General features: G+C 36.5%; 22 protein-coding genes and 1 tRNA gene. 11 read left to right on the top strand and 12 right to left on the bottom strand.

Annotated features, from left to right (window positions below; translation table 11 throughout):
* Positions 1 to 28 precede the first annotated feature (28 nt).
* Both ACY2LT_RS09395 and ACY2LT_RS09390 read left to right on the top strand, forming a co-directional pair.
* A complete protein-coding gene (locus tag ACY2LT_RS09395; protein WP_491815351.1) occupies positions 29 to 1,099 on the top strand; it encodes a DUF2279 domain-containing protein in 1,071 nt (356 codons plus the stop codon).
* A 109-nt stretch (positions 1,100 to 1,208) separates the two neighbouring features.
* Positions 1,209 to 3,620, top strand: a complete 2,412-nt coding sequence (locus ACY2LT_RS09390; protein ID WP_491815350.1) for a TonB-dependent receptor domain-containing protein — start codon at positions 1,209 to 1,211, stop codon at positions 3,618 to 3,620.
* A gap of 120 nt (positions 3,621 to 3,740) precedes the next feature.
* Here ACY2LT_RS09390 and ACY2LT_RS09385 read toward each other — a convergent pair.
* Positions 3,741 to 3,813 (bottom strand) — tRNA-Thr (locus ACY2LT_RS09385).
* A 290-nt stretch (positions 3,814 to 4,103) separates the two neighbouring features.
* Between ACY2LT_RS09385 and ACY2LT_RS09380 the strand changes: the two genes are divergently transcribed.
* From ACY2LT_RS09380 to ACY2LT_RS09370, 3 genes are read left to right on the top strand one after another with little or no spacing between them, the layout of a single operon-like run.
* Positions 4,104 to 4,616: a single-stranded DNA-binding protein gene (locus ACY2LT_RS09380; RefSeq protein ID WP_491815348.1), complete on the top strand. Its 513-nt coding sequence runs from the start codon at positions 4,104 to 4,106 to the stop codon at positions 4,614 to 4,616.
* A 16-nt stretch (positions 4,617 to 4,632) separates the two neighbouring features.
* Entirely contained in the window at positions 4,633 to 5,580 is a 948-nt protein-coding gene (locus ACY2LT_RS09375) for an MlaD family protein (protein WP_491815347.1), read from the top strand.
* A gap of 16 nt (positions 5,581 to 5,596) precedes the next feature.
* Positions 5,597 to 6,256 carry an O-methyltransferase gene (locus ACY2LT_RS09370; protein WP_491815345.1) on the top strand — a complete coding sequence of 220 codons (660 nt, stop codon included), beginning with the start codon at positions 5,597 to 5,599 and terminating at the stop codon, positions 6,254 to 6,256.
* A gap of 5 nt (positions 6,257 to 6,261) precedes the next feature.
* Here the strand turns inward: ACY2LT_RS09370 and ACY2LT_RS09365 are convergent, their stop codons facing one another.
* The 10 genes from ACY2LT_RS09365 to ACY2LT_RS09320 form a co-directional block, all read right to left on the bottom strand.
* Entirely contained in the window at positions 6,262 to 8,310 is a 2,049-nt protein-coding gene (locus ACY2LT_RS09365) for a chemotaxis protein CheA (RefSeq protein WP_491815344.1), read from the bottom strand.
* A 12-nt stretch (positions 8,311 to 8,322) separates the two neighbouring features.
* On the bottom strand, positions 8,323 to 9,285 hold the full coding sequence (locus ACY2LT_RS09360) for a hypothetical protein (RefSeq protein WP_491815343.1): 963 nt from the start codon (positions 9,283 to 9,285) through the stop codon (positions 8,323 to 8,325).
* A 12-nt stretch (positions 9,286 to 9,297) separates the two neighbouring features.
* Entirely contained in the window at positions 9,298 to 9,675 is a 378-nt protein-coding gene (locus ACY2LT_RS09355) for a chemotaxis response regulator CheY (RefSeq protein ID WP_491815342.1), read from the bottom strand.
* 66 nt (positions 9,676 to 9,741) lie between these two features.
* On the bottom strand, positions 9,742 to 10,107 hold the full coding sequence (locus ACY2LT_RS09350; protein ID WP_491815341.1) for a response regulator: 366 nt from the start codon (positions 10,105 to 10,107) through the stop codon (positions 9,742 to 9,744).
* 24 nt (positions 10,108 to 10,131) lie between these two features.
* Positions 10,132 to 11,043, bottom strand: a complete 912-nt coding sequence (locus tag ACY2LT_RS09345; RefSeq protein WP_491815339.1) for a CheR family methyltransferase — start codon at positions 11,041 to 11,043, stop codon at positions 10,132 to 10,134.
* Positions 11,044 to 11,108: 65 nt separating this feature from the next.
* Positions 11,109 to 12,419: a HEAT repeat domain-containing protein gene (locus ACY2LT_RS09340; protein WP_491815337.1), complete on the bottom strand. Its 1,311-nt coding sequence runs from the start codon at positions 12,417 to 12,419 to the stop codon at positions 11,109 to 11,111.
* Between the two features lie 85 nt (positions 12,420 to 12,504).
* Positions 12,505 to 13,929 (bottom strand): sigma-54-dependent transcriptional regulator, encoded by a 1,425-nt coding sequence (locus ACY2LT_RS09335; protein ID WP_491815335.1) that lies wholly within the window; start codon positions 13,927 to 13,929, stop codon positions 12,505 to 12,507.
* Between the two features lie 28 nt (positions 13,930 to 13,957).
* Positions 13,958 to 15,061 carry a two-component system sensor histidine kinase NtrB gene (locus tag ACY2LT_RS09330; protein WP_491815333.1) on the bottom strand — a complete coding sequence of 368 codons (1,104 nt, stop codon included), beginning with the start codon at positions 15,059 to 15,061 and terminating at the stop codon, positions 13,958 to 13,960.
* A 2-nt stretch (positions 15,062 to 15,063) separates the two neighbouring features.
* Entirely contained in the window at positions 15,064 to 17,166 is a 2,103-nt protein-coding gene (locus tag ACY2LT_RS09325) for a tetratricopeptide repeat protein (protein WP_491815332.1), read from the bottom strand.
* Positions 17,167 to 17,322: 156 nt separating this feature from the next.
* Positions 17,323 to 18,342, bottom strand: coding sequence for a glycosyltransferase family 9 protein (locus tag ACY2LT_RS09320; protein WP_491815330.1), 1,020 nt, complete (start codon positions 18,340 to 18,342; stop codon positions 17,323 to 17,325).
* 76 nt (positions 18,343 to 18,418) lie between these two features.
* On the opposite strand from ACY2LT_RS09320, the gene ACY2LT_RS09315 reads away from it, so the two are divergent.
* The 5 genes from ACY2LT_RS09315 (at position 18,419) to rplT (ending at position 21,139) form a co-directional block, all read left to right on the top strand.
* Positions 18,419 to 18,772, top strand: a complete 354-nt coding sequence (locus ACY2LT_RS09315) for an STAS domain-containing protein (RefSeq protein WP_491815329.1) — start codon at positions 18,419 to 18,421, stop codon at positions 18,770 to 18,772.
* A gap of 2 nt (positions 18,773 to 18,774) precedes the next feature.
* Positions 18,775 to 19,320, top strand: coding sequence for a hydrolase (locus tag ACY2LT_RS09310; RefSeq protein WP_491815327.1), 546 nt, complete (start codon positions 18,775 to 18,777; stop codon positions 19,318 to 19,320).
* A 22-nt stretch (positions 19,321 to 19,342) separates the two neighbouring features.
* A complete protein-coding gene (gene alr, locus ACY2LT_RS09305) occupies positions 19,343 to 20,452 on the top strand; it encodes an alanine racemase (RefSeq protein WP_491815326.1) in 1,110 nt (369 codons plus the stop codon).
* Between the two features lie 72 nt (positions 20,453 to 20,524).
* Complete coding sequence (gene rpmI, locus ACY2LT_RS09300) at positions 20,525 to 20,719, top strand: 50S ribosomal protein L35 (protein ID WP_491815325.1); 195 nt, start codon at positions 20,525 to 20,527, stop codon at positions 20,717 to 20,719.
* 75 nt (positions 20,720 to 20,794) lie between these two features.
* Positions 20,795 to 21,139 carry a 50S ribosomal protein L20 gene (rplT, locus tag ACY2LT_RS09295; protein ID WP_491815324.1) on the top strand — a complete coding sequence of 115 codons (345 nt, stop codon included), beginning with the start codon at positions 20,795 to 20,797 and terminating at the stop codon, positions 21,137 to 21,139.
* A gap of 193 nt (positions 21,140 to 21,332) precedes the next feature.
* Here the strand turns inward: rplT and ACY2LT_RS09290 are convergent, their stop codons facing one another.
* Complete coding sequence (locus tag ACY2LT_RS09290) at positions 21,333 to 25,121, bottom strand: T9SS type A sorting domain-containing protein (RefSeq protein WP_491815322.1); 3,789 nt, start codon at positions 25,119 to 25,121, stop codon at positions 21,333 to 21,335.
* Between the two features lie 177 nt (positions 25,122 to 25,298).
* Between ACY2LT_RS09290 and ACY2LT_RS09285 the strand changes: the two genes are divergently transcribed.
* The gene (locus tag ACY2LT_RS09285; RefSeq protein ID WP_491815320.1) at positions 25,299 to 25,856 is read left to right on the top strand and encodes a LemA family protein; all 558 of its coding nucleotides are present in this window, start codon (positions 25,299 to 25,301) and stop codon (positions 25,854 to 25,856) included.
* Positions 25,857 to 25,862 lie beyond the last annotated feature (6 nt).

The following is a 25,862-nucleotide window of genomic DNA, read 5'->3' as shown; positions in this document are numbered from 1 at the left end:
AAATACATCTAATTTTGCTCATTAGCTTATGAAGAAAACAATATTTTTATATTTGCTGTTTAATTGCATATGCCTGTATGCTGAAGATTGCAACTGCAATGTTACGGGATTGTTGCTTTATCCAGAGAAAAACGTTGATACAGTGCAATCAGACGTTAGTCAAGATTACGAAAGATGGGAGCAAAGCCAGTTTACAATAGCCGGAGCAGCGAGACATACAATTACGGGAGAGCTGCCATATAAGAAAACGCATATCAAACCATTAAACTTTGGGATATTTGTAGGTGTTTTATCAGCATTTTTATATTGGCAACATCAATTTCAGATGGGAACAATCTGGAAAGAGCAGACAAAATTCAAGATACAGGAAGACGGCAAATATGCAATGTATGCTGATAAAGCCGGGCATATCTATGGTTGCTACCTTACTTCAACCTTAATGACAGAAGGATTTATGCAAGGAGGTTTAAGTTGGGAAAGTGCAACAATCGCCGGAACTGCTTTTGGGTTATCTTATTCAACATACATAGAAATATTGGACGGTTATGGGAAGCAGTGGGGATTTAGCCCGTCAGATTTTTATGCAGATGTTGCCGGCGCAGCGTTGCATATAGGACAATTCTACATTCCATACCTTCAGAACTTTACGCCAAAATTTATGTATTTTCCTGCTGACTGGCACAATGAAAGGAAGCGTTATCCTCACGAAATGTTTAACGATGATTATAGTTCGCATACATTGTGGCTATCAGTAAATTTGAGGAACACTTTACCTGAAAGTGTATCACAACATATTCCCAAATGGTTAGAATTATCTTTCGGATATGCGGTGAGAGGACTTTGCGATACCGTGCAGGCATCCTTGGGGAAATGTAAGCCGTGCCGAGGAGACAAATGGGTTGATGGATTTTATTTTGGAAGCCCGAGATATATAATTGCATTAGATTATAATTTAATTCACTTACTGCCAGAGGGAGGACGCTTCTGGAATTGGCTAAGGCAGAACCTGAATTACTTTAAGTTCCCATCGCCGGCTGTTGAATTTGGAAGAGTTACCAAATTATATTTAGTTTATCCGTTTCACATTTCGTTCAAATAAAGAGCAAGAAAACCTAAAAAATGAATTTCTTCTTAAAAAATTTTTAAACCTTTTTCATTTTCAAACGTCTTAGTATTGTTTTTAGTAATTAATTCAGTAGGTTTTTCTTATGAAAAAAGTGTTTTGTTTTGCTCTATTATTAATAACAATAACCGGATTAGATATATTTGGACAGCAACCCCAACGGGGAGGAACAATTAAGGGAAAAATAGTTGATGCTGCTACAAGTGCACCACTTTCACGTGCAAATGTATCAGTAATCGCATTACCTGATTCATCGGTAGCAACAGGAGCGGTAGCAGATGCATCAGGAAAATTTGAAATCAGCAACATCCGATTGGGGACATACATCGTTCGCATAAATTATGTAGGATACGAGACTTTTAATTCAGAACCGATAGCAATTACACGAGAGATAAGAACTGTTGATTTAAACACGATTGGGTTAATACAGAGCGCGACACGCACAAATGCAGTTGAAGTAACTGCTGAAAGACAGATGGTGGAATACTCGCAAGGCAAAAGGATATTTAATGTTGATAAAAATATTGCTGCAACTGGTGGAACCGCTCTTGATATAATCAAGAACATTCCATCTGTGAGCGTAGATATTGATGGTAATGTAAGCCTTCGTGGCAGTTCAAATTTCCGCCTTCAAATTAATGGTAAGCCTACAAGTATAAGTCCAACAATTTTTTTCGAGCAAACACCTGCCTCTTCAATTGAAAGTATTGAGATCATAACTAATCCATCAGCCAGATACGATGCAGAAGGAATGACAGGGATAATCAACGTTATTCTGAATCAAAAGAGAGATGAAGGGCTGAATGGTTTGTTCAGTGTAAATTTGGGAACTAAGGATAAATATTCATTTTCTGTGAATTCAACATATCAGTATGGAGACTGGAACTTTTTTCTGAATTATGATTATGGTTCCCGGCGTATGCAAGGAAGCGGCAATTCATATAGAATAACCCGACTGAAAGACACCACAGAATTATTACAAGATTTCCAAAATCGCAGAAGTTTTTTAAATCAAGGTATTAGAACAGGTTTCGAATATAATTTTACCAAATTCGATCAACTTTCGATGTCTGCTTCATATAGGGCATCGGAGGGAACTAGAAAAAGAAATATTGAGTATGAGAATTACCTGAATTTTGCAACTAATCCGAATAGTTTATATTACAGAATATCAAAAGACGAAGACGATAATCCATACTGGGATTACTCTTTGAATTATAAACATAATTTCGGTGAGCGCGGGCACGATTTAACATTTGATGTATATTTTTCGGAATTTGATGGCAGTGATGACGGGAATTACATTCAAACGTGGCAAGTACCAGTCGGAACAGTTTTAGAAGAGGCAACAAAGTCAAATAATATTAACCGGAACATCAATATACAATCTGATTATTCATATCCATTTGGGAATTATAAACTTGAAACAGGTGCAAAAGTCTCTTTCCAGAAGCTTGATGATGATTATAAGTTTTTCCAATATTCAGCTTTGGACACAACCAAATCGAATCACTTTTTATATAATGAACGTATTTCTGCGGCATATGCAATAGTTAGTGGGAAGTTCGACGATTTTTCGGTTCAATTTGGGTTACGATTTGAGCATAGCAAAATAGAAACTGAACTCAAAACAACGGGTGAGAAAAACGGACAAGATTATGCAAATTTTTTCCCTTCAGCAAATTTCAGCTACAAACTATCAAAAACTGATGAATTTCAGATAAATTATTCGCGTCGGATAAATCGTCCACGTTCACATTTTCTGAACCCATTTGTAGATTATTCTGACCCATATAACTTACGTGGAGGAAATCCGAAATTAAAGCCGGAATTTATAAATGCATACGAGATTGCTTATGTAAAGAATTTCGAAATTTTGTCGGTTACTCCAACTCTATTTTATCGCCAGACAGATGATAACATATCTTTCGTCGCCAATATTGTTTCAGACGGTATTATCAAAACAACTTTCGAAAATGTGGCAAAGGGAACTAATTATGGTTTGGAACTAAATGTAACATTCGATTATTTCAAATTTATGAGGCTATCGAGTGATTTTTCGTATTATCGTTCGGAAATAAAGGGAAAGGATAAATCTCTTGAAATGGACAATAATGATTACAGTTGGTCAATTAGAAGCAATGCAAGTATATTTTTATCGCGTGAACTATCGATGCAAATAACAGGCTTTTACACCGGACCAACAATAACAGCACAAGGACAGAGATATTCGTTTAGTTCATTTGATTTTGGAGCGCGTTATGAAATGTTTGATAGGAAACTTGCACTTACATTCCGTATTTCAGATATATTTAATGAGATGAAATTCGGTGGATATGCAGAAAATTCAAGTTTTTATAATCGCTATACAATGAAACGTGAAACCAGAGTAGCTTATCTTGGATTCCAGTATAAAATAAATGAAGGACCTAAACAACGTGAACGCCGACGTCAAACAGACAATTCCGGTGGCGGAATGGATTTCGATGAGTTTTAGTCCGTTATTAGTTTAACAAAAAAATAAGGCAAATCTTTCGATTTGCCTTATTTTTATTGTAGCAAAGAATAGCCCAAAAGCATAAAACAAAAAAGCAGGCTTTAATTGCCTGCTTTTGAGAGCCACTTGACGGACTCGAACCGCCGACCGGCTGATTACAAATCAGCTGCTCTACCAGCTGAGCTAAAGTGGCTTTATTTAGAAAGAACAGCGTCAATTGACGAATACAAAAATAAGGACTTTTCAGATAACAACCAAAATATTTTTTTAAAAAATCGCATTTTTTATGGAAAATTTAGAGATAAATATCACAAAGATAATATTTGATAATAATTCAAATAAGTTATGAAAGGATTTTTAGAAAAAATATTATCATTGGAGTAGAAAATATAAATTTTTTTTTAACATAATCGTTAATAATAATATTATTTTTTCAATAAAAGAATGTGAAAGGGTGATTAATTATAACGTTTGGAGAAAAGTATGTCGAGAACTTTAAACAAAGTAATGTTAATTGGAAATGTGGGAAGAGATCCCGAATTAAAATTCACACCGAGTGGAATACCTGTTGCAACATTTAGATTAGCAACATCGGAAACCTGGAAGGACCGCAACGGGAATTTACAGGAGCACACAGATTGGCATACCATTGTTGCGTGGCGCGGGCTTGCAGAAGTATGTCAGAAGTTGCTTCGCAAAGGAACGCGAATTTATCTTGAAGGTAAATTGCAGACAAGAACAATTGAGGACAAAAACAGCAACACGCGCCGCAATATTGTTGAGGTAATTGCTGAAAATATGATTGTTCTTGATGCACGTAAGCAAAAGGAAAATGCTGACAGTGCAGAGGAAAGAATTATTTCTGATTCACTATATCCTGATACAAGTTTTGATGCGAATGATTTTTCGGATTTTGACACCGAGCTAACTGATACTTTCGACGAATCTTTCGATTTCGACGAATCGGATAAGAAAAACGATGATAGTCCTTTCTGATAATTGACGGGAAGAGATGAATAAACAAAAGAAAATCGAGATAAAAGTTGGCATAGTATCAGTACTCGCAATAATTATCTTAATAATTGGACTTTCGCTTGCGAAAGGAGTAAGCATTTCACCAGCGAAAAATTTAGTGAAATTTAGATTTGACAACTCCGGCGGGATAACAGAAGGCTCGCCGGTAGTTGTTAATGGTGTGCGGTGTGGTGTAGTTAAGTCTATCGCAAACGATAATGGCTCTGTTCTGATAACAGCAGATATGGAGACCATTGAAAATTTGAGGGCTGATTGTTATGCAAGAATAACAATATTAGAAATTACCGGCGGAAAGAAAATAGAAATTATTCCTGGGAAATTGAACAAACCTTTTGATATAAGCAAGGAGATACCGGGAAGAGCGACTGCGGATTTGTCCGATTTGGTTGCAACATTGGGCGAAGTGAGTAATGATGCTGCTTCGCTTGTGAAGAATCTTGATACTCTCACTCAAAATCTCAATTATGTAATGAACAACAAGCAATTGCTTGATAATCTTGAAACAATTGCACATAATACAAGCGAAATAACTCAAAACCTGAATACCTTCATTAAAGAAAATTACTCTGTTCTGCAAACTACAGTTAGCAATTTAAATATTCTTGTATCTGATTTGAAGAAAACTTATTCTCAAAATGAACCGAAACTAAATAAAATCATAGGTCAAATAGAGAGTGCATTAACGATCGCAAATGATTTGCTTTCGAAGATGCAAAATACTATCGGCGAGGCTGATAAAACACTTGTGAATATTAATAGTATTACCGAAGAGGTTCGTTCGGGGAGTGGTCTTGCGAACCGATTAATTTACGACAAGAAACTCGCGAGTGAACTTGATTCAACATTGAAATCAATTAATACTCTGCTGAACCAAATAGAAAAGCACGGAGTAAATGTAAACGTCAGGTTAGGAACCCGACCATAATTTGAAAGGAATAGCAATGTCTGCAAAAACAACGGTTGTTACAGAGGAACTCGATAGATATTTGCATACTCAGTTTACAGCTGAGGATGAAATTATGCAAAAAGTATTGGAGAATGCTGAGCACAAGGGACTTCCGAAAATCCACATAAGTGGAAATCAAGCAAGATTTATGCAATTTTTGCTTAAAGCAATGCAGGCAAAATATGTGCTTGAAATTGGCAGTCTTGCCGGATATAGTGCAATTTCTATGGCAAGGGCATTACCAGAGGACGGGAAACTTGTAGCAGTTGAACTAAATCCGGAATATGCGAAAATCATCAAGGAAAATGCTGAGATAGCAGGTGTCGCGAATAAGATTGAAGTAATTTGCGATGATGGACGAAATTTTGTAGAAAATTGTAAATTTGATTATGAGTTAGATTTTGTATTTGTGGATGCGGATAAACCCGGCTATTACATTTATTTAAATAAGCTCACACCGTTTATCAGAAAAGGTGGGATATTTGCAGCAGACAATGCATTTGCTTTTGGATACGTGCTTGATAGTGCACCCGAGCGCGACCCAAATGAAGTAAAATCGATAAAGAATTTTAACGAAAAATTTCTTTACAATGAGAACTATTTTGTAACTCTTGTTCCCATCGGCGATGGCTTGATAATGGGAATAAAGAAATAAACCGGCTATTTGCCAAATTGCATAAACTGATTTTTGTAGATTGACTGAATCAGGTCGGCAACGTCAATAATCATAATTACTCGCCCATCTCCTAAAATAGTAGAACCAGCTACACCTATTATACTTCCTAAATATTCACCGAGCGACTTGATCACAATTTCTTGTTGTCCGAGAAGTTCATCAACAACAAGTCCGATGCGTTGCATACCCAAGCCAACATTGACGACATAGCGATTATCTAATTCTTCGCGTGGATTAGTAACGCCTAAAACTTTATCTAATCTAAGAATTGGAATTACTTCCTGACGAATACGGATTACTTCCTGATGGCTAACGGTATAGACGCTATCAGTATTTATTGCAACAACCTCAACAACGGAGCTAAGCGGAAGAGCATAAGTTTCGTCTTGCACTTTAACAAGCAAGCCTTGAATAATAGCAAGGGTAAGAGGAAGTTTAATTATAAAAGTAGTTCCTTTGCCAATTTCGGATTCAATATCAATCATTCCTTTCAGGTTCTGGATATTGGAACGGACGACGTCCATACCAACACCACGACCGGACACAGCAGTAACTTTGGCAGCAGTGCTAAATCCGGGAGCAAAAATAAGTTGGAATGCTTCACGTGGTGACATTTGTGATGCTTGTTCGGGAGTGAGGATTCCTTTTTCGATAGCTTTTGCTTTAAGTTTTTCCGGATCCATTCCGCGACCGTCGTCGGAAATACGCAGAACAATGTTATTGCCTTCCTGGTCTGCGTCTAAGGTAATTGTTCCATATTCAGGTTTGCCAAGGCGAATTCTATCTTCTGAAGGTTCTATACCGTGATCGCAAGAATTGCGAATCATATGGACAAGAGGATCATTTAATTCTTCAATAATACCACGGTCTATTTCTGTTTCTTCACCTTTAACGATTAGATTAATTTTCTTGCCAAATTCTTTGCTAAGGTCGCGAACAATACGAGGAGCTTTTTGGTAGAGTTTGCCAATTGGCACCATACGCATACGCATTACAGCAGCCTGAATTTCGGAAGTAACGAAATCAATTTGGGCAGTAGTTTCAATTAAATCGCGAACGTGTTCATTTTTACCAAATTCCTGCTCTACCAATTCGGTAATCTGAGCTAAACGGTTGCGACCAAGCACAAGTTCCCCGGATAAATCCATAAGAGCTTCGACGCGATTGACATCAATTCTGATAGTATCAGACGAGATGGCTTTACCGGGAGCTTTTGAAGTTTCTTTGCTGGGAGATGGTTTGGTTTGTTGCGATGATGCAATATTTTGTTGTATTACTGGCTGATCAACTGTATGTTGAACAGAAGATTCGACAACAGGTATTCCGTGAATATGTTCAACAGGCTTTTGTTGTTCTTGAACAGGTGGAGGCTCTGGAGTAACAGTTTGATCTTCGACCTGCTCGTTACTGGTATCGACCGTATCACTTGTTTGAGAAATTTCGTCTTTGAATTTGACATTAATTTCCTGGAAAGCGGCATCGATAAGTTTCAATTCTTCATCAGTGAAATCGCCAGGCTTGGTAGCAATTTCAGGATTAGAAAGGACAGCTTCGACAAAACTTGTTCCCTCAGGTAATATTTGCTGTGTTTGTTGAGCATCTTGTGCTTCTGATGAGGTGGACTGAGCCTGAGTGTCTTTCAAACGCTGGATTTTAGCAATAGTTTCAGAGTAATCGGCATATGGTTCGTTGCCTTCTTTAATTTGAGCAACCATCATCGTTATCCAGTCCTGCACTTCAAGAAGGACATCTATGATTTCTTGATTAACATTAATCTCGCCTCGACGAAGTTTATTAAGAATATCTTCGGCATGGTGTGTAATATCAGCAATAGCATTGAAACCCATAAAGGAAGAGGTTCCCTTGATGGTATGGAAACTACGGAAAATTCTATTTATTAAATCTAAATCGTCTGCCTTTGTTTCAATTTCAATTAGATCCTGGCTTAAATTTTCGAGAAGTTCAGAAGTTTCAATCAGGTAACCTTCGAATAATTCTTGCATTTCAGGGTCGTTAAAACTCATCGAAGCCATAATCACTCCAAATTATTTACCAAAAAGAGCATCTATATCGTCTTGAGAGAATTGCTCGAATGAATCTTCCTCGGTATTATCTTCGACGACCGGGGATTTGGTATCACCGGTTGCTTCAGTCGAAGGATTTTGGTTAGAGAACATTTTTTCAATTTCATCCATATCAATTGGTTCATCTAAGTTTCCGCTTTCAACTTGCTCTATAACCTCATCGACTTGTTGTTGGCGGAATTCTTTATTAGCCATAGCTTCAACTGCTTCGGGATCGAAAGCAATTTTGCGATGGAGTTGGGAAACCTGCATTTTATCGTCTGGTGAATGCTCTTTATGCATAAGTTCGCTAATTTCGGATTCATTGAAATGGTGGAGAATTTTAGTTAATTTGCCCTGGATAGTTTCAAGTAGGTTATTAACTGCAGCAATTTGCTGAGCAGTAATATCCTGCACCTGAAGTGAAATCATAATAGAGTTTGAATCGTTTGTAATGCTGGAAATTAATTCTTCGGTTTCATTAGAAATCTTGTCAATTTCAGCATTAGGAATTTTTTTCATTGTTGTAATAATTGTTGCGAGTACGGGAAGATGTTGTTTAAGGTCTTCACCATTTTCAATTGCTTTATAAAGTGCTTCGAGCAAAGCAATAGGATTTTCTCTTTTCTTTTGGACAATTTCAATAATTCTATTATAGTTCTTTTTGATAATTTCAACTTTATACTGGATACCATCAACTATATCCATAACTTCGGTAATTGCCATTTCGGTAGCTTCTGTAACTTTGCTGAGTTGCTTAGAAGCGGAAGGCATTTTCTTTAAATTCTCTTGAATAGAGGCATTTATTTCATCCAAAAGTGGCTGAATTTCACTTACGAAAATAAAAATCTCTTCGAGGAAAGGGATAACTCTCTGACCTAATACGAAAAGTGCTCTCAATTCATCAGCTTTTTGGAGCAAAAGGGAAATATCTTTTTGTTTCATATCAACTCCAAACTATGAATTTTGAATAGTTTTAAGGACAGCATCTAATTTTTCTTTAAGCACTTGTGGAGTAAAAGGCTTAACTACATAGTTATTAACTCTTGCTTTCAGAGCTTCGATAATATCCTGTTTAAGACCACGTGTGGTAACCATAAGAATAGGAAGATGAGCTAATTGAGCGTCCGAACGAATAGCTTTAGTAAGATCGAGACCGCTCATATTAGGCATATTCCAGTCTGTGATAACGAAATCAACCTTATTTTGATGAAGTTTTTCGAGTGCTTCTTGTCCGTCGCCGGCTTCAATAACGTCATTGTAGCCGAAAGTTTTAAGTGCATTTATCACTATTCTTCTCATAGTTGGAGAATCATCCACAACTAAAAAAATCATAAAACAACCTCATAAATTTATTATTCAATATTATTATCGATAAAATGGGACAAAACTTTAATAGGATTATCCAATATATTTTGCAACTTCATATTGAATTCGTTTTGTATTGAAAGGTTTGATTAAATATGAATTTGCACCGGCAGCCAGCCCAGCATTAACATCTTCATCTTTTGCAAGAGAAGAGAGAATAATAATAGGAATATCTTTATATTCCGGATTTTGACGTATGGAGCGAATAAGTTTAAATCCATCAATATTAGGCATATTTAAATCAGTAATCAGCAAATCTATTTTTTCTTTTGGAAGAATTTCGAGGGCTTCCATACCGTCCTGGGCAGAAAGCACGCGATAGCCTTTAATTTTGAGTGCAAGCGTAATAAACTTGCGAACTGATGGTGAATCTTCGGCTATTAATATTGTTTTTGCCATCTTCAAACCCGAATTAATTCAAAATTATTCTTTTTGATAAGCCATAGCTTTAGGGAAATGAACCAATTTAAATGCCTTTGAGATACCGTGCAAAGATTCGGAGTAACCAATGAACAAGTATCCACCTTTGTTAAGAGAATTATAAAGATGAGTAACCACCTGCTGTTTAGATGGCATATCAAAATAAATCAACACATTACAGCAAAATATAACATCGCAATTAGTAACAGTACGCATTTGCTGGGCATCATAGAGATTAATACTCATAAATTTAACCATCTGTTTTATTTCATCGCTTAGGACATAGTTTGTGCCATGCTGAGTGAAATATTTTTTTAGCAGATGTGGTGGAACATTTCTGATAGAATATTCTTTATAAACGCCTTGTTGAGCTTGTTCCAATACAGATTTATTAATATCACTTGCAAGAATCTGGAATTGCACGCGAGGATACATTGGTTTTAGCTTTTCAGCAACAATCATAGCCAGGGTGTAGGCTTCTTCGCCGGTTGAAGAGGCTGCGCTCCAAATACGAAATACAGGGTTGAATAAATTTTGGCGGGTAGAAAGGATTTCCGGGACAATATGGGTTTCAAAAGCTTCGAACTGCTGGGGAGCACGGAAAAAATAAGTCTCGTTGATAGTAATAGCATCGAAAAGTTCATTCAGTTCGTTTCTTCCCATCGGAGAGCGAAGGAAATTCAAATATTCTTCGAACGAAGAAAGTTTATTATTGGAAATACGTTTTGCAATTCTTCCTTCGAGCAAATACTTTTTATTGTCAGTATAGTAAATTCCACACTGATCGTATATAAAATTTCTTAACTCATTAAAAGTATTATCACTTAGTTCCATTTTCACCGGCACTATTTTTTTTACTTCTTTACTTTCTTCTGTTGGCTTGCCAGCCCCAAATTGAAATAATCGAGCTGCCATTTACTAAACTCATTAATAATGTATTATAACTTAATAAACAATTCATAATAAAAAAACAAAAAATTCTAATGATGAATTAAACTTATGTCGATTCCTGCATTATTGAACAATTCTTCAATATACTCTTTATTATTGTCGTCTGAGATAACATACAATTGTTTAATTTTTTCAATTGATTTCTGATAATCAAGTTTAAATATTAATTCGAGAGCAGAGGCACACTCGATTGATTTGCAAACAATCAGATTATCAGAAATAACATCGATTACTGCATATTTGTTATTATCCGGAGTTTCATCCCAAAGATAAGTAAGCAATGAAAGAAAATCTATATCGCAACCAATCATTGACCGATTAATAATTTCATTATAAAAAGATTTGAAAAAATCTTTAATAATTTCGGGTGAGTTACATTTCAACAACTTTTCTAAAACAAAGCTTTGAGTATCGCTATTGCCTTTGAAAATTTCATTCATTAATGATGGGAAATCGTCTTTTACAAACACATTTCCTAAGGAAATAAGACCAGCGGCACGAATATCATCATCGTCGTCGAATAGGGCTTTGTAGGCAAGGTATCGTAAATTATCGGGCAGAGTAAATTCTTCACCTAACCTAAATGATATAGCTGCAACAGTTTTTAGGATAATAATCTGAATTGTTTCGCTAACTTCTTCTATTTTTGAAAAAAGTTGGCGAGCTACTTCAATATCATCGCAATTTATGGATAAGGCATCGATAATTTCAGTTTTAAGAAAATCGTCTTTTTCGTCTGTTAAAGCAAATATAAGGAAATCAATAGCTTTTCGTGAGCCAATTTTGCCAAGGGCTTCGATAACATTTGGTTTTTGTTCTTCTTTGGTGTTGTAAATTTTAACTAATTTTTCAATAATGGCTTCATCCTGATAATTCCCGAGTGTTTCAATAGCTGCCTGAACAACATTTTCATCTGGATCGTCGAGCAAAGGATGAATTCTATGAGCAAGGTGGCGAGTGTTAATAAGCCCGAACAAATCGCACGCAAATTTTCTGACATCAGGGTCAGGATTGTCCAGATAGTTCAGAAGAAATTCGGCAGAGGGTTCACCAAGGTGAGCCAGAATATCGCCAGCAGTATTACGAAGCTCGATATTATGACTTAGAATATGCGGAGCAATAATTTCAGCTGCAAGGCGTGCCAAATCTCCTTTCAAATCACACAAAGCTCGAACAGCGACATCACGAACGCCGCTATCATCATGAGTGATTAATTCACAAAGAGATTTTACAACATCTTCGTCGAAATCATTTGTCTGGGCAATAGAAATAATGGTTTCTATAAGTAAAGATGTTTCGTTCCCTTCGTTAAGCTCTTTTATTAAGCGTGCTTTATCCATAGAATTACAAAAATTAATTTTGTATAATTTAATATAGTTAAAATAATTTTATTATAGATAAATATCAAGCAAAATTATTTTATTTTTACTCAATATTTTTTCCAGTAATATTAATTCCTAATTGCTCAATTCTATAACGCAATTTGGCACGGGAAATGCCTAAAATTTTAGCAGCTTTAATCTGGTTGCCGTTAGTGATTTTCAATGTCTGGATAATCAAATCACGGACAACATTTCCCATAGGTGCACCAGATTTTGAAATTTGGAGGAAGTGCTGTCCTTCGGCAAGCTCGATTGTTTGTTTTCCCGGTATTTGCACGCTTGTCGTAGTGGACTTGAGGAAGCTTAGAGATTCTTTAGTAATTAAATCATTAGATTCGAGAAGAACGACACGTTCAATAACGTTCCGAAGTTCTCTTACATTTCCTTTCCAATGATAATTATTGATAGCTTCTACGGCTTCGGGAGAAAACCCTTTGATATTTTTACCGAATTTCAGATTGAATTCATTAACGAAAGCGGTTGCAATTTTCAGGATATCACCACCGCGTTCACGAAGCGGTGGCAAAAGAATACGAGCAACATTCAAACGGTAATAGAGGTCTTCGCGGAAAGAGCCTTCTTCGACCAACTTTTCTAAATCTTTGTTAGTAGAGGCTATAACGCGCACATCAACAGAGATTTCTTTTGAACCGCCAAGACGGTAGTATTGCCTTTCCTGCAAAACACGGAGTAATTTTACTTGAAGTTCCAAACTTAGTTCGGCAATTTCATCCAGCAGAATTGTGCCGTGGTGAGCCTGTTCGAATTTGCCTTGCTTGACTTTTTCTGTTGCACCGGTGAAAGCACCACGTTCATAGCCAAAGAGTTCATTTTCTGCAAGTTCTCTGGGGATTGCTCCGCAATTAATAGTAACAAAAGGACCTTTGGCACGCGGAGAATTTTCGTGAATAAAGCGAGCCATCAATTCTTTACCGGTACCTGATTCACCAAGTATAAGTACTGTGGTATCATCGGCACGAGCGACAATTTTAGCCATTTCGATAGCTTTCAGCATTGCCTCGGACGAACCTAAAATCTCGCTTGGTTGATCTTTTTTCAGTTGTTCGGATAAGATATCGACTTGACGGCGCAGATCAAAGTTTTTCAAAGCACGTTCGACGGAAACTTCGAGTTGTTCGAGGTCGAGAGGTTTAACAATAAAATCTTCTGCCCCGAGTCTCATTGCACGGACCGCCATTTTAATATCGGAGAAGGCAGTCATAATGATAACCGGCATAGAGTATCCCTGCTTTCGAAGTTGCTCCAAAATATCAAGCCCGTTTGCATGCCCTAAGAAGATATCGAGAAGAATTAGATCGGGCGAGATCATATGAAGTTCGTCAAGCGCCTGATTTGCATCTGTAAAGGTAACTACTTTTGAGTACTTACTGGAAAGAATACCTTTGACAGTTTGATTGACTAATGGATCGTCCTCTATTACTACTATTGTGTAATTATTTTTGGACATTCTTAACCCTTATTTATTTTTACAAATATCATTCAAATTGTTTTGGAACAGGTAATTTAACATAAAAAGTAGTACCGACACCAACTTTGCTTTCGACATCTATAACACCACCGTGTTGGTGCAATATTCTTTGAGTAATAGGCAGTCCGAGACCTGTTCCATCAGGTTTACGAGTAAAGAACGGATTGAATATTTTGGATAAATCTTCGGGAGTAATACCGACGCCATTATCGGTAATGGAGACAACTACCATCTCGCCTTCGTTATGTTTTATACCGGATTCTACATAAGTTTTAATAATAATATTGCCTTTTGTTTTAATTGCGTCGGCAGAGTTTGTAATGAGATTGACGAAAACTTGCTGTAATTGCTTCTCGTCGGCAGCAACAAGAGGCAAATTATCCTGAAGTTGCAATTCAACTGTGATTTCTTTTCGTTTCAGCACAGAGGCAACTAATTCAAGAGTAGTCGGGACAAGAGAATTTAAATTAACTTCTTTGACATCTGGAATTGTAGGACGAGAGAAATTCAAAGTAACTTCGACAATTCGAGAAATGCGTTCTACTCCTTGCAATGCGGTATTAATATAATCAAATTCCGGAGCATTCTCGGAAATATTGCGTTTAAGAATTTGCAGGTTTAAATTAACAGCTGCGAGTGGATTTCTTATTTCGTGAGCAACACCAGCGGAGAGTTGCCCCAAAAGAACAAGTTTATCAGCCTGGACCAGCTTATCGGTGAGAGCGTGTTGCTCGCTAACATCTCTGGCAATTGCCTGAATTAAATTTTTTCCGTCATATTGGACAAAGCGAGCACTTACTTCAACCATAAGGCTTTCGTCATTATTAGTTTCCAAAGATAGTTCGCTAAGAACCATTGGAGAACTTGATTTCTGCAACAATTTAAAAATACGGCGAAATTGGGGTAATGTTGAACCAATAAGTTCATCGCGGGAAGTGCCCAAAAGAGATGCTGCATACTCATTCGCATCAAGGATGCACCAGGTTTCTGGTTGAACGATGAAAACAGCATCTGAGGCATTATCGAAAAAGGATTTATACCAGGAAAGTTGTTTTTCTAAACGTTCGACTTTTGCTTTTAGTGATTCTCTTTTCTTTTCGGATTTTGCCATAACTATTTCTTTTCTTTTTTCACATCAGGATTAATTTTTGTGCTATCTGGCACAGTTTCATTTTTTTGGAGAGGAACAAGTTCTTCCGGTTTAAGATTTTTCAATTTCTGAAATTCTTCTGATGGTTGCTCGATAATTGTTTCAACAGCTTTTTTCAGTAAATTTTCGGGTTTAAGCAAGTCTTTTACATTATCTTGTTTAGGCAAATTTGGGTTGAAATTCGGGTCGTGGAGCTGAATATCTTTTTTCTCGAAAACGGTTTTTTCCCGATCGCGAAGGTGTTCGGGAATTGGCTCCCCACTGCGAACAGCGAGAAGGTATTCAACGCTAAGTTTGACATCTTTTGCATAATCTGAATTCGGATACTTTTCAATTAACAGGGAATAATAAGTTAAAGCACTATCGGGCAAAGATTTGAAACGTTCAAATATCCAGCCAATATTATATAATGCTCTTGGAGCTAAAACCGAATTTGGATAATTTAGATAAACTCTTTGAAATTGCTTAATTGCAAAATTATAATCTCCGAATTTCATCAAATCTCTACCAGAAGAATAAATTTCCTCGACAGTGTCTTGAACGAAGGCTTTTGTATAGCCTAAAATTTTCATAGCTTCTCTGCCGTATTCAGTTTTGGGATATTTTTCAACAATCACTTCAAGCAGAGAATCAGAAGTTCTCAAATCAGAAGCTCTCAGATGGTATGAGACAACATAAAGATAACGTGCCGAAGTAGTATCGCTTTCTGGAGAAGCAGTCATGGCGATATTATAGTAATAGAGAGAGCTATCAATGTTTCTAAGTCGGGAGTGAACACGCCCCAGTTCGAATAAATCATTAGCTAAGATTTTGCGTGAAGTGTCCTGAAGTGACTCGCCGCGTTGCAATCTTGCGAGTGCGTCTCTTGTTTTTGTCTGATAGGAATCCCACGCATTAAGGAGTTGATACATTTGATCTGAGAAATTATTCTGAACATTCCCTGAAGCACGACCGCGGGCGAAATACATTCGAGCTTTTGAATAATCATTTTTCAAATAGAGATCAATACCACGTTCATAAGCAAAGGCAGAAGTAACAGGATTGACGTTATACAAAGAATCGGCAGTGCGTTCAAACTGAGCAATTTTTTCTTCGTCGTTATGATAACGGGCAATTTGCATTCTTTGAGTATGAACATAAACACGCCATTCGCTGAATTTTCCATCGTTATCGAGACGGTTGAGAATTTTTTCGGCTTCGTCGGTTTTCCCAAGTCGGATAAGCGAGGCAGCTCTGTACAGATGGGCTTCGAAAATGCCCAAGTAATCGGGTTTATATTTCAGGACATTAGCAAATTCAACTTCTGCACGTTCGAACATTCCCATACGGAAAAGAAGTGAGGCAAGTTCAAGCTGCCAGCGGGCTTTCATTTCTTCGTCATCTGATTGAGCAACTGCCTGCAAATATGGTTTAAGAGCCGAGGGCAAATCGTTTTCGTAAAGAGCAAGTTCGGCTTCAATTCTGAAAGCATCAGAAAGGATGTCGTAACGTTTTTTCTGCCAGGCAATATCAACTGTGCGGGAGAGAATTATTCTGCCGGCGTAAAATTTCTGCTGAACTAATAGGTTTAAAGCGAGCAATAAATGTGCATCGGGAGACAGCTTGCCATCAGGGAATTTATCGATAAGCTCACTGCATTTTACTTGCGAGGGCAGCCACTCTTCACGGTAAAAATAAGTTTTTGCCATCAAGTAAAGCACATCTTCGACATAATCGCTTTTCGGCTTGTATGCTAAGATTTTAGAACCTTTGATAATGATTGAATCAAGCTTAGCGTTGACGGGTTGGCGTTTAAATCTATTAATGATGAATTCCTGCAAAAAATCGGGCATACCGCTTCGACGTGGAATCTCAATACTCACAGGCTGGACGGGAATCAGAACACGAGGCAGCACACGTTTTTTTTCTTCCTGGTATTCGAACTCTTCTTCGGCTTCTTTAAGCAGGCGATTAGCATTGTAGTATGTATTGAAGTATGCGGTAAAATTATCATATCGGAAACACGAACTAAGCGATACGAGTAGCAGAAAAAGCAAAAATTGCCGATTTATTGGTATTGAACGCATTTTTGAATTTCTCAATAATACAAAAAAGTTGTAACTATTTTCATAATTACCAATTATTTATAACAAAAATAACAAAATGGCGAATATTCTACAAACAAATAATTTACGTTTTATATATTAATATATTTTATTCAATTTGTACGTTCTAAAATATTATTATTGAATGCTTATCAAATTTTGTAAATCACTGAATACCTGGTGTGGAGTGATTTTTTTCATACAGTTGAAATGTTTTTTGGGACAGTTGGAGCGTCCGATATGGCTACAGGGGCGGCAATTCAAACTAACCTGGGATATAATATTTTTGACACCATAGGGAGTAAAGCCAAGTTCAGGAACAGTGGAGCCGAAAATTGCAACAATTGGCTTTTGCAAAGCTGAGGCAATATGCATTAGTCCGGTATCATTGGAAATAAAATAGCCGCATTCGCTTATTTTATTGATAGTATCGGAAAGTGAGAGCTTCCCGGTGAAATTTTCAACATTAACATTAAACAAGTTTGTGATGATATTTGAATTATCAATTTCGTTTTTGTTGCCAAACAAGTAGAATTGAGCCTGATATTGTGATGAGATTAGTCTCATTAGTTCGGCAAAGTATTCGGGAAGCCATTGTTTTGTGAAGTGTTGGGCTCCGTGAGCAATACCGAAAATTAATTTTTCGTTCTTATGCTTTCTTGCTTCTTTATTATAAACAAAAATTTCGGTTTTGTAATTTTTATTGTAAACGTTAAGATGAGCGAGAGCCTCGAAGTATCTATCGACAACGTGCTTAGGTTTGCGAATAAGCCATTTAAGATGAACAAGCGAAAGTTTATAAAGCCTGTATTTATTGTAGCTTATTTTATTTTCATAAAGTCCAGAAAGCATTATTTTGCTGCGAAGGTTGTTTTGCAAATCGATAGCAATGCTATACTTTTGAGAGTTGTTAGCCCGGAGAATATCCCTTTTCAGAATTTGAATTTGACGATTCGAGTCAGATTTATCGAACAGGAACAATTTATCAATGAATGGGTTTCCTTCGAGAAGGCAAGCCATAGGTTTAGTAGTAATGTAAGTGATTTTAGAATCAGGGACTTGCTCTTTGATAGCACGAAGAAGAGGAGTGGTAAGAACCACATCACCTATGGAACTAAATCTTGCGATTAAAATATTGTTTTTTTCAAATAATTTCATATATTAATGAATTGATATTTAAACAAATTAATAAAAATATGAATAAGATTAAATATAAAAAATAGTAGGGAATAAAATGAACTTTACGTTAGAAAACCAGAATAATATTGTGATATTCCGTTTGAAAAATTCTAATGTAGACGGGCAGGTGGCAGCTCAGCTGAAAGCGAAGCTTTTGATAGTGGCACAACCAGATATTGAAGCATTAATAATCGATTTATCACCGGTAGAAGCAATAGATAGTTCGGGTCTTGGGGCATTGCTGCTCGCTCACAGACAACTGAAAGATTACTCAATACCTGTCATTTTGACTGGTGTAAAAGATTTTGTTCGTAGTTTGATGAACATCACACGAATTGATGAGTTGTTTGAGTTCTACGATACAGTGGACGAAGCGTTAGAAACTTTTGTGAAAGAAACAGAAGAATAAAAATGGTTCTCACACCTGATAATTCAATCGCATTGATAATCGATATTCAATCGAAATTGTTGCCTTATATATATCAAAATGAAGAATTAATAAATAATAATGAAAGATTGATTAGTGGCTTAAAGCTATTAGAAGTGCCGATAATCGTTACCGAGCAATATCCTAAAGGGCTTGGGAGAACGGCGGATAGATTGATTGATGTGCTTGGTGATGATTACAAACCCATTGAAAAGGATACTTTTAGCTGTTTAGGTTGCGACGAAGTATTGGACACTCTTCGCCAATCGAGAAGAAAAAACGTAATAATAACAGGAATAGAGGCTCATATTTGCGTTATGCAAACGGTAAGAGATTTGATAGCAAATGACTTTAATCCGTTTGTTGTCGCAGATTGCGTCTCGTCGAGGAAGCTGTCTGATAAAAAGTATGGTTTGAAGAGGATGTTGAGAGAAGGTGCTTTTCCAGGTACATATGAGTCGGTGTTAATGGAAATCACGAACACTTCCAAACATCCAAAATTTAGAGAAATATCTAAAATAATAAAATAAAACGAGCATAAAGAGGAAATAAATGAGATATACAGTTGCGGAGTTAAACGAGAGCAACCTTCGCCATAATATTTCCCAGATAAAAAAATTCGCGCCGAATTCATCAATAGTAGCAATGGTGAAATCAAATGCTTACGGACACGGAATAGAGCATTATGCTAAAGTTTTGCGCGAAGAAGGAGTTGAATATCTCGGATTTGCGTTTGTCGAAGAGGCAATCGAGGTGCGGCAATTGGGCGACCGCGGGAAAATGATTGTGCTTGTTTCAGCTCAGGAAGATGAAATCGAGAAATATTTGGAATTCAATATAGAAACAACTTTTTCTAGTTTCGAAATTGCCCGATTATTTTCTGAGAAAGCTAAGGCACAGAACAAGGTTGTCTATGCCCATTTGTTTGTAGATACGGGGATGCATCGCGATGGAGTTTCACCAGAAGAAGCAGCAAAATTTATCGAAAATGCAGATAAACTGGAGAATGTGGAAATCATTGGGATTTGCTCGCATTTATCCACTGCTGATAGTGATGACTTAGAATTTGCTTTGGAACAGATGGAAATATTCAACCGAACTGTTGAATACATTGAAAGCAAAGGATATAAATTTAAATACAAACATCTATCGAATAGTGCAGGACTTGTCAATATTCCCTGCAAAGCGTGCAATCTTGTAAGACCGGGCATTTCGCTGCACGGATTGATGAGCACCGAGGAGCTTGCAGAGAAGATGGATTTGAAGCCAGTTCTTAGCTTGAAATCGCGGGTGCAGTTAATTAAACCGGTAAAAAAAGGTGAAACTGTAGGTTATTCACTCAAATATATTGCTGAAAAAGATACAAATGTTGCAGTTGTGCCAATTGGATATGGCGATGGACTTCTGAGAAATCTAAGCAACAAGATGCAGTGTTTGATAAAAGGAAAAAGATACAATCAAATTGGTACAATTTGTATGGACGAATGTATGTTCGATATAGGGAACAGTGAAGTAGAACCATTAGACGAAGTCGTGATAATCGGAAGGCAAGGAAACGAAGAGATATCAGTTTATGAAATTGCTGAATTAGCAGGAACAATCACGTATGAAGTAACAACTTTAATTACGAAGCGAGTGCCGCGGATAATAATAAATCAATAATTTTCTTTTTTTATAATAGAATTAATTGTAATTTTGTAGTTCGATTTTTATCAAAGCTTACGGGTGATTATTATGCCAAAAATGAAAGCAAGCGGTTCGGCAAAGAAACGCTTTGAAATCACAGGAAGCGGCAAGATTAAACGTAAGAGAGCTTATCACAGCCATATTCTTACGAAGAAATCTCCAAAACGCAAGAGATTGCTTCGCACGACTACGTTAATTTCGGCAGTGGATGAGCCAAGAGTAAAACGTTTGCTTGCGCTTTAATTTTTTTGGACGAATGGGGTATCGAAGCTCTCCCTAAGTCCGTTAATGTTTGTTTAATTATTAAGGGTTTTTATTATGCCAAGGTCAGTCAACAAAGTAGCTTCGCGTGCCAGACGTAAAAAAATGTTAAAGCTCGCCAAAGGTTACTGGGGGCGTCGCAAAAATGTCTGGACAATAGCGAAGAACCACATTGAAAAAGGGTTGCTCCACGCATACGTGGGAAGAAAATTAAAGAAACGCGAATACCGCAGTTTGTGGATTGTTCGTATCAATGCAGCGGCCCGATTAAATGGCACTACATATTCAAGATTGATACACGCACTAAAAGAAAAAGGTGTAGTAATCAATCGCAAAGTTTTGGCTTATTATGCAACGAATAAACCAGAAGTTTTTGCAGCTATTGTAAAGCAAGTAATGTAAATTTTACTTAATAATTTTTAAATAAAGGCTACTTTCGAGTAGCCTTTTTTATTTATAGATTTTTTTAATATTTAATATACTCAATTACATATATTTCAAGATGAGATGAAAGTTTGGAGACAGATGAATAATTGCACGAGAACTGTTGCTATTAAATAAAAAAAAGGGCAACTATTATAGTTGCCCCAGTGAATTATTTTAACACTCTCATATTTCTGATATATTTCTGAGTTGGTGTTTCTAATACGTAATAATACAAACCTGGTGCAATATCGACAGCATTCAAAATAACTGAATATTTCCCTTGTTTTCTGTATTCTTCGAAAACGACTTTTATCAATTGCCCGGTAAGGTCGTAAATTTTCAGGCTGGAAAAACCTTGTTCGAGCAATTCAAAATCGATTGTCGTCGATACAGTAAAAGGATTAGGTCGATTTTGAGCTAAGCTAAAATTACCGGAAACCGGGTCGAAAAGTCGCGGACCACCTTGATTGCAATAACCTGTTAATTTGAAAGAGCCATCAGTGGTTAGAAATTTAACTTTAATATCTTCAAGTGGATATACATTGAACAGCTTCAGAGCGGTTACCGTATCATTGCCTGTTCCAACGTGAAATTTAATTGAGAAATGATTTTCAGACAGGCGACCATCGAATGGCATTACAAACGTAATAGTTCTATTATATAAGTCTATTACATCATCAGCAAAAGTGCCAATCGGAGCGAGCATAGTAGAGTTGAAAGATAAGCTTGCTTTAATATTATTAAGTTTGAGGAGCTTATTTTCTGAAAGGTTAGTGATTTTGATAGGTAATTCAACTATTTTACCGCTTGCCCCTGTAATATTACCTACTTCGATTTGAAGACTATCAAACAGAACACCGGTTGCATTTCCAAATAAGTTGATGAACAGAGGAACCTGGGAACCGCTATGCTTGATAGCGATCACTCCATTACTTCTACCCAAATGATATGGAATAAACCTTAAGTTCAAATCGATAGACTGGTTGGAAGTGAGGACAAAAGGAGTTTCAGGGAAAGAGAGAAGTTTGAAATATTTATCAGTTGGACCTGCGAAGTAAATGCTATCGATTGTAATATTACTTTGGGAGATATTACGGATAAATCCGACAAGCGTAGTATCGCGATAATCATTAATATCAAGAGTGCCGAAATCGACAATATCGCCCAAAGAAGTTAAACCGTAGCCGATGCCGCGACCTTTGATTTCAGCATAAATTGTATCGCCGGGAATAACAATTTTTGCATAAATCCTTTTATCGCCCGGCGTTTTAGGTTCAAACCTAATAGAAATATTCAGCAATTCATTTTCTTTCAGAATAAAAGGAGTATTGAACTTATTGATTATTTGGAATTCGCTTAAATCAGGACCATAGAAGCTAAGTTCTTTGATTTGGAATTTAAAGTTCTTCAAATTCTTGATAAAGCCTTGAGTTCGGACAGAAACGTCGTTGAGATATACATCGCCAAAATCAACGCTGATAGTTTCTATTTTCGCTTTACCAATTGAGAGCATACAATCAACTGTATCCATTTGCAGGTCACGTTGATTTAAGTTCCAGATTTTGGCAGTAGAATCCCAACTGGCAGTAAGGAGACGCGAGCCATCAAAGTTGAAAACACTTGTCATTACGGGTTTAGTATGTTCGCGGAAAATGTGAAGAGTATCCTTGCCATCTAATCCTTTTGGAATTGAGCCATCGCGGGCTATCCAGCGACGGACAGTATTATCAGTTCCAGCAGAAAGCAGATATTCAGTGTTATCGTCAGGATTATAAAAGAATGATAGATAATTGATGAAGACTCTCGTAGTATCATCAGATTTGTGTTGAATTTTATATTTTAAGGTTTTATCATTAAAATTATAGATAACGGCAGAATTATCAGGGTCATTAACTGCAGCAATCAATGTGTTATTGGAGTTGATAGCGCCATTTCTGGAATAAGAAATAGTTTGCCCTGTTAGTTTAGTATCAATAGAGTAAATTTCATTTCCATCAATATTATAAAACTTAGTTCTCCCAGATTGAGTATTCACCATAATCATACTACCAGCAGCATCAAAAGTAGCATAGAGAGCGTAATCATCACCGTTATAGACAATTTTTTTGATTAAGCTGCCATTTAAATTCCAAATATAAAAGCTACCATCTTTTGTAGTTGAAACAAAGCGTTGATTATGCGGGCAAACCTGAACATTAAGCACTTCGGTATTAATATTATGATAATACATTCCCTCCAATTTTAAATTTGAGAGATTATATTTGTAAACATATCCATCTTTTACAGCAACAAGAATATAATTCCCCGTTTTATCAAAAACGGCGTAATTAACTTTGTCAGAAAAATTAAAAGTGGCAATTTTATCACCATTGTTGGAGTTCCAAACCACCACAGTAGAATCGTCGGAAGCAGTAACCACCCTATCGCAAATAGTATTGAAGAAAGCAGAATTAACTGAATTTCTATGTTCTAAATTCAAGGTTCTGCCAACGTTATTAGGCCAGAGCTGAACAGCACGAATAAGCAAATTATTTGTTTCCATATCCGGGACAACCCAGCGGTAGCTTAGGTTTTCTATATTTTTTGCAAGAGCGTGCCAATTTTTGCCATCATCAATTGAATATTCGAGTTGGATAATGTCTTTCGGAAGCAAACCATTCCAACGAATATCAACTGTATCGCCGACAACAAGAGTTTCTCCGCATTTAGGATTTACTATTTCAATAGTTTTTTCTTTTGGAGGACGATTCGGGAAACCACCGGTGATGAAGACTTCGTTGCCAATACAAGCATTTGATTCAATAATTAATCGAGTAAAAACAATTGCTGAATCTAATGGTGAATATCGTATCGAAATAGTGTGAGACTGGTTCTTTGCAAGCACAAATGGATTAGCGATTGCCCCAGCAACTATTGAAAACAATGGATTTTCCGTTCTTGTGGAATTTATGGCGATATCAGAATTAACAGCAGTAATAGTAATATCCTGTGTAAGAGTTTGACCAATTGGAACAGATGAGTAGCTCAGATACGGTGGATTTGATTGAATGGTTGGTTTATCTTTATCAATAATACCAAATTCAAATTCATCAAAATATCCACTTGAAATATCTGTAAGCCTAATAGTATGATGTTCCGAACAGTCATAATTACCGATAAAATCAATACTACAAGGTTCTGAACCGCTAACAAGATAGAACAAAGAATTAACAAGAGGAGTAATATCATCAAGATTATTAATATTATCAAAGCAAATACCATTAGTGGATTTGCATAATTCAATTATTTCAGCAGGTGCTTTTGCTCCAAAGTAAACAAAGAAGATTGAGATGCTATCACGGTTAGCAATTTGTGCGATGTAGTCAGCCTGAAAATCGGCAACTCCTTGTGTAGCAATAATTATTGAACGTTTCCAACCACCAAGTTTTGCAATATTTAGCGAACCGAGCAAATTGTATTGGAGACCTTTATTGATTGAAGAGCTTGAGGAGCTTGGAATTGCGGAAATTGCACGTGAAAGCGAAACATAATTGTTTGAGAAATCGTGATTTAAATAGCTGCGGGTGTCGAAAGAAGTGATAGCAATTTCATTTTCTTTTGCACTCATCAAAAAAATTAATGTATCAAAAATTCTTTTTGCAAGTTTAAGATAAAGTTGGTTGGCGTCGCCTAAAGAAAGGGCTTTATCGAGGGAGAGAACGAGAGAGTTTTTATTGTTTAAATCAACTAAATTGCAGTTAATACCAGAGAAATTCAACACGGCACCGTTATCAGAAAGAGAATAATTATTTCTATCAGGATTTACAATTAATTCTCCATTCGCAGAATATGCAAAGAAACGAAGTTTCATCAACGGATAATCAGAGTAGGAATAATCAACTATCTTCAAGAAATTCTGGCTTTGCAGAAGAGAACCCGAAAGCACAAACAACAACGAAATAATAAAAACTTTTCTCATTTTATCCCCCCAACCAACATAGGGTCTAATAACTAATTAAAATTTCAAATAATAATGCAATAAATATACCAAAAATAAAAATATTTTTAATTTTTTCAAGATTTATTTATTGCTATTTATATTTTATTTATTTAAATTAAGCAAGTTAATTATTATCCTCAAAAATGCAGGTGTGTTATGTCAGTAGAATTAATAGTCATAATAGCAGTTCTTTTGTTAGTCGTTATATTGTTCAACTCGTTGATAGCGAAGCGAAATGCTGTGAACAATGCATTTTCAGGGATTGATGCATATTTAAAGAAGCGATACGACTTAATTCCCAATTTGGTGGCTGCGGTTCAGAAATATATGGAACACGAGCGAGGATTGCTAACAGAGATTACTGAACTTCGTTCGCGGGCTATCAGCGGGAACATATCGGACAGCGAAAGAGTGGAACTCGACAACAAAATATCCCGAGCATTGGGGGCAATAAATATTGCTGTGGAAAATTATCCTGATTTGAAAGCAAACACGAACTTTCTTCAACTTCAGGCGGCACTCAATGAAGTCGAGGAACAGATTTCTGCTGCACGCCGTGCATACAATGCTGCAGTTAATTCTTATAATAACGCAGTGCAAATGTTTCCAACGAACTTAGTCGCAATGATTCTGGGTTTTAAAGCTCGTCCATTCTTCGAAGCAAGCGAAACAGAACGTCAAAATGTAAATGTAAAAAACTTATTCAATAGTTAAAGGATA

This window comes from Eximiradius proteiniborus, assembly GCF_058546985.1.
Note: the sequence above shows the minus strand (reverse complement) of the source record. Positions and strands in the feature narration are given on the sequence as shown.

Coding starts and splice junctions, on each gene's coding strand:
- ACY2LT_RS09320 (WP_491815330.1), bottom strand. CDS start 18,342: ATGAAATTATTTGAAAAAAACAATATTTTAATCGCAAGATTTAGTTCC.
- alr (WP_491815326.1), top strand. CDS start 19,343: ATGAGATATACAGTTGCGGAGTTAAACGAGAGCAACCTTCGCCATAAT.
- ACY2LT_RS09310 (WP_491815327.1), top strand. CDS start 18,775: ATGGTTCTCACACCTGATAATTCAATCGCATTGATAATCGATATTCAA.
- rpmI (WP_491815325.1), top strand. CDS start 20,525: ATGCCAAAAATGAAAGCAAGCGGTTCGGCAAAGAAACGCTTTGAAATC.
- ACY2LT_RS09355 (WP_491815342.1), bottom strand. CDS start 9,675: ATGATTTTTTTAGTTGTGGATGATTCTCCAACTATGAGAAGAATAGTG.
- ACY2LT_RS09285 (WP_491815320.1), top strand. CDS start 25,299: ATGTCAGTAGAATTAATAGTCATAATAGCAGTTCTTTTGTTAGTCGTT.
- ACY2LT_RS09365 (WP_491815344.1), bottom strand. CDS start 8,310: ATGGCTTCGATGAGTTTTAACGACCCTGAAATGCAAGAATTATTCGAA.
- ACY2LT_RS09390 (WP_491815350.1), top strand. CDS start 1,209: ATGAAAAAAGTGTTTTGTTTTGCTCTATTATTAATAACAATAACCGGA.
- ACY2LT_RS09350 (WP_491815341.1), bottom strand. CDS start 10,107: ATGGCAAAAACAATATTAATAGCCGAAGATTCACCATCAGTTCGCAAG.
- ACY2LT_RS09325 (WP_491815332.1), bottom strand. CDS start 17,166: ATGCGTTCAATACCAATAAATCGGCAATTTTTGCTTTTTCTGCTACTC.
- ACY2LT_RS09370 (WP_491815345.1), top strand. CDS start 5,597: ATGTCTGCAAAAACAACGGTTGTTACAGAGGAACTCGATAGATATTTG.
- rplT (WP_491815324.1), top strand. CDS start 20,795: ATGCCAAGGTCAGTCAACAAAGTAGCTTCGCGTGCCAGACGTAAAAAA.
- ACY2LT_RS09315 (WP_491815329.1), top strand. CDS start 18,419: ATGAACTTTACGTTAGAAAACCAGAATAATATTGTGATATTCCGTTTG.
- ACY2LT_RS09290 (WP_491815322.1), bottom strand. CDS start 25,121: ATGAGAAAAGTTTTTATTATTTCGTTGTTGTTTGTGCTTTCGGGTTCT.
- ACY2LT_RS09330 (WP_491815333.1), bottom strand. CDS start 15,061: ATGGCAAAATCCGAAAAGAAAAGAGAATCACTAAAAGCAAAAGTCGAA.
- ACY2LT_RS09335 (WP_491815335.1), bottom strand. CDS start 13,929: ATGTCCAAAAATAATTACACAATAGTAGTAATAGAGGACGATCCATTA.
- ACY2LT_RS09340 (WP_491815337.1), bottom strand. CDS start 12,419: ATGGATAAAGCACGCTTAATAAAAGAGCTTAACGAAGGGAACGAAACA.
- ACY2LT_RS09380 (WP_491815348.1), top strand. CDS start 4,104: ATGTCGAGAACTTTAAACAAAGTAATGTTAATTGGAAATGTGGGAAGA.
- ACY2LT_RS09360 (WP_491815343.1), bottom strand. CDS start 9,285: ATGAAACAAAAAGATATTTCCCTTTTGCTCCAAAAAGCTGATGAATTG.
- ACY2LT_RS09375 (WP_491815347.1), top strand. CDS start 4,633: ATGAATAAACAAAAGAAAATCGAGATAAAAGTTGGCATAGTATCAGTA.
- ACY2LT_RS09345 (WP_491815339.1), bottom strand. CDS start 11,043: ATGGCAGCTCGATTATTTCAATTTGGGGCTGGCAAGCCAACAGAAGAA.
- ACY2LT_RS09395 (WP_491815351.1), top strand. CDS start 29: ATGAAGAAAACAATATTTTTATATTTGCTGTTTAATTGCATATGCCTG.